General features: G+C 51.2%; 4 protein-coding genes. 1 reads left to right on the top strand and 3 read right to left on the bottom strand.

Going from position 1 to position 3,487, the window contains the following annotated elements; translation table 11 throughout:
• The first annotated feature begins 515 nt into the window (after positions 1-515).
• A complete protein-coding gene (locus tag WMP96_RS11595; RefSeq protein WP_340433582.1) occupies positions 516-1,013 on the top strand; it encodes a helix-turn-helix transcriptional regulator in 498 nt (165 codons plus the stop codon).
• A gap of 179 nt (positions 1,014-1,192) precedes the next feature.
• On the opposite strand, the gene WMP96_RS11600 is transcribed toward WMP96_RS11595, so the two are convergent.
• The 3 genes from WMP96_RS11600 to WMP96_RS11610 form a co-directional block, all read right to left on the bottom strand.
• Positions 1,193-1,429, bottom strand: coding sequence for a hypothetical protein (locus WMP96_RS11600; protein WP_284869951.1), 237 nt, complete (start codon positions 1,427-1,429; stop codon positions 1,193-1,195).
• A gap of 18 nt (positions 1,430-1,447) precedes the next feature.
• The gene (locus WMP96_RS11605) at positions 1,448-1,816 is read right to left on the bottom strand and encodes a DUF2599 domain-containing protein (RefSeq protein WP_340433591.1); all 369 of its coding nucleotides are present in this window, start codon (positions 1,814-1,816) and stop codon (positions 1,448-1,450) included.
• Between the two features lie 685 nt (positions 1,817-2,501).
• Positions 2,502-3,431: a hypothetical protein gene (locus WMP96_RS11610; protein WP_340433594.1), complete on the bottom strand. Its 930-nt coding sequence runs from the start codon at positions 3,429-3,431 to the stop codon at positions 2,502-2,504.
• Positions 3,432-3,487 lie beyond the last annotated feature (56 nt).

A 3,487-nucleotide genomic window follows, 5' to 3' on the forward strand; every position in this document is an offset into this window, starting at 1 on the left:
GGCCTAGGGGGACTGTTTTGCTTGCACCACTGAGCCTACGCACCAGCTCGCGCTACACGCAACACCTAGGCTTGACAAATGGGTTTTTTCTCCTAAACGTACGTCAAGGCGTACGTCAGGGCGTATTTTCCCAGCTCAGAGCGGCTTTTTTAGATGTGTTCTGACCAGGATTTTCTCTGTAGGTTCACGAAAAACGGTCTTTAAAACCTGAAGCGCCAACATACCCCCCCAGAATGGGGGTGAGGTTAGAAAAGGGTCCCTTAGGAATATCGCCGACGCACTTTATCTCGCGATGACTAGAGAAGCCCCCTGCACAGCCACCCTTTGCGAGATGTATAGGCACTGTCCGATAACGGGCGTTATGTTCGCTTTCGCCATTCCCCCAGCATGCAGCCGCACACCACGCCCTATATCCCCAAACGACCCACTGCACTACCTAATGCACCACCTTGTTGCACCGCATGCAGCAGCGTGGTGCGCTTAGTGCACGGCACTACTTCACTACCATTGCACACATGGATGATCACCTCGACCAACTCCTCACCATCGCCGAAGCGGCCAAACTCACCGGCGTCGCCAAATCCACCATCACCCGCGCCAGAACCCGCGGAGAATTCCCCCGAGCCCAGCAAAAACAAGACACCTGGTACATCCCCATCGGCGACCTCATCAACAGCGGACGACTCGACACCATCACACACAAAGCCCCCGAAGAACCCACCAGTGCAACCAGTACACAAGACCACCAAAATCTAGTGCACGCACTAGAACTAGAAAAACAACGCGCACACTACGCCGAACAACAACTGCACCAGGCCCAACAACTCATCCAAGCCAAACAAGACACCATCGACGCCCTCAAAACAACCATCCACGCACTAGAAACCACCCAGCAAAAACAACTCACCACCAACCAAGAAAACCCCCACCTCAGGCCCGAAACCGAGCAGAAGAACCCACCAATAGAAACGCGCAGCCCCTTACAACGCCTCAGCCAATGGATCAAAAAATAAACTCTGCATTAAGGTGGATAACCTATAATTGCCCCGAGTCCCCTGCATAAAACTATGTCCCCCAAAATAATTTGGGGGACATAGTAGATGGTGTTCATCTCACTCATCTTAGAAGCCTCACTGAGGCAACAGTACTAAGTCTAGAAGAGCGGAGAATGAAGGAAACCAATACAAAATGGTTAGTGGCCGTCGACTGGAGTCTTCTTCTCGAATAGAGGGCCGGAGAAAATAAAGGCAAGAATCACAAGTACAGTGCCAGCTACCGTTATTAGTAAAGGAATGACGGCGTTACCGGATTGTTGCCCAGCGTCTGCGTCACTGGCAGACATTCCCGCACTAAACAAAAAAGCTCCAGCAGAGAGCATAATTAGGCCTGAGATTCCTGATAGCAGTACCGGCCATACTGTGCGATTCATAGAATACGCTCCTTCTCGCTATGGATTGCATAGAGCAAGAACAGTTTTATTATACCCAACATCTGGACGCCAGCTTTCTAGATTCCAAGGATCCTTGAATCCAGCGTTCGAGATATGGCATGAGAGCTGATCATGCATATTTTGCCCATGAAGATGCGCTGGTGTCTTTCGCTTGTACTCATCCCACATTTCATTGTGCAGCTTATTGGAGGTAGCAGCATTGTTCGTATAATTTCGGCCTCCCTTGTGATGCACGTGTACACGCTCTCCTTGAGGCGTGTTCTCGACGTCTACACTAGTGAAGTAGTCCTCCATAGCTTGAGCCTGGGCCGGAACAATCAACGCACCCGTAATAGCAGCTGCCGCCAACTTATTCTTCAGCTTCATTGAATTCCTTCCTAAGTGAACGCGAAGCTTACACTTAGGACACTATGAAATGAGAATGAAGCTGCACAACAAACTAGCTATGAATGCTTGGTAAAGTTTTCCCTGTTCGTTAACAATGCGGAAAGACTTTGTTAACCGTGCTTCTTTAAAGATAAGAAAGTATTTCATGATGAAGCACGGCGTGGCATATGAAAAACCCTAGCTCTGATGAGCTAGGGTTTTTCTTGCTGTAACAATTCAATAGTCAGTCTACTTGCACATGGATTGTGTGTCTAGTTAGACGCGCGGAGAGATTCACAAATCCGCGTGGGATGGTTTCCCGAAGCAATAGAAGTTCCTCGCTTTTTACCGAGCAGAGAGTACAGGGTTAGAGCCTGGCTTCTTTTCGCGCGTGCGTATCCGCCAGGTGCTCCCCAAGACCGTGAGGCTTGGGTGAAAAGGCCCGCCGAACCTGGGACTACGGTCGTTAAGCAATATAGCTGAGCTTAGCCAAGAGATACGTACATATGCCGCCGGGGCTACAGAAGTAATGACTGTAGCCACGTATAAGCGACCGACGTCCCGACTGACGGAAGAGTCGAAGAGTCTATTTTCCTTGTATACGTGCCTTTTTATCGCTGTTTCAGCGACAAGAGGCACGGCGCTCCCTCTGAACCCTCCCTCAGGAAGGGGCTCGGGACGTGGCCTAAATAGTTACGGTGGGTTCATTGAATCTGCTTAAGTGGTCGCTGACGTCGTGAGCGCCGCTACCGTCTACATACATAATCGTATTAATACGTCGAGCGAGGGCTTGTCGTCGAGATACTGAGGCCCACGAGTAGAAGCTCCATGGAGCTTCGTTAGAGACGAGCACTACTTGGTTATAGGCGGCGACGCGGTCAGCGTAGCGGGCGGGGAGCGTTGTAGGCCAGATATCCAGGACATTGAGGAGAGTGCTAAGCCGCATTCCTCCGTCGAACTCGTCCAGGACTAGTACTTCTTCTCCGGAGTAGGAATCGAAAGGATGCTGATAGTCGGTCACTCGATAATAGTTTGTGCCTCCCATCTCTACAGCGCGACTGGTTTTCCCTGTTCCGGGTGGCCCGTAGAGCCAGATGACTTCTAGCTGGCGAGGCTTAGTGTGGCGGGAGCGGTCTCGCGCAGCGACGAGTTTTTCTACCATTGCGGTCATGCGATTGGATTCGGGGACTTGAAGGAAGACTTCGTCGGCAGAAAGCCCTTTTTCAAGGATTGCTTCGCGGACTACCTCGACATCCTTGCGACGCCCTTTTTCGTCACTGTGTCTAATTATGCCGTGTTCTAGCCTTGGTTCTTCAGAGACGCGGGTCTCTTCTTTGGTGACATAGTCGATGGCCTGCTGTATGGGGCCGCGGCGGGGTTCCAGATGCGCCGTGGGCAGTTTATTTTTGAGTGTGGAGAACCGGATCGGGGAGTTTCTACCGTCGATGAGCAATTGCCAGTGGCGGTATCCATCTGCGGAACCTTCTTCGAGCTGGCCTAGGTAGGTGTATGAGGCTAGTGCTTCTTCTATCTCCTTTCGGCTCATTTTTTCTGCTGATATCGTGGCCATCCATGACCGGGACTGCGTAGTCTTGCTACAACGTTTGCTACGCATTGCTTCACCTGAATACCCTTTCTGAGCTGGGTTGATACATGCTACAGAGGTGCCGG

It is taken from the genome of Corynebacterium sp. KPL4035, from assembly GCF_037908325.1.
GTDB lineage: Bacteria > Actinomycetota > Actinomycetes > Mycobacteriales > Mycobacteriaceae > Corynebacterium > Corynebacterium kefirresidentii.

What these genes read in the sequence shown, in the direction of transcription:
- WMP96_RS11600 (WP_284869951.1), bottom strand. Translation starts at nt 1,429, where the DNA reads ATGAATCGCACAGTATGGCCGGTACTGCTATCAGGAATCTCAGGCCTA.
- WMP96_RS11595 (WP_340433582.1), top strand. Translation starts at nt 516, where the DNA reads ATGGATGATCACCTCGACCAACTCCTCACCATCGCCGAAGCGGCCAAA.
- WMP96_RS11605 (WP_340433591.1), bottom strand. Translation starts at nt 1,816, where the DNA reads ATGAAGCTGAAGAATAAGTTGGCGGCAGCTGCTATTACGGGTGCGTTG.
- WMP96_RS11610 (WP_340433594.1), bottom strand. Translation starts at nt 3,431, where the DNA reads ATGCGTAGCAAACGTTGTAGCAAGACTACGCAGTCCCGGTCATGGATG.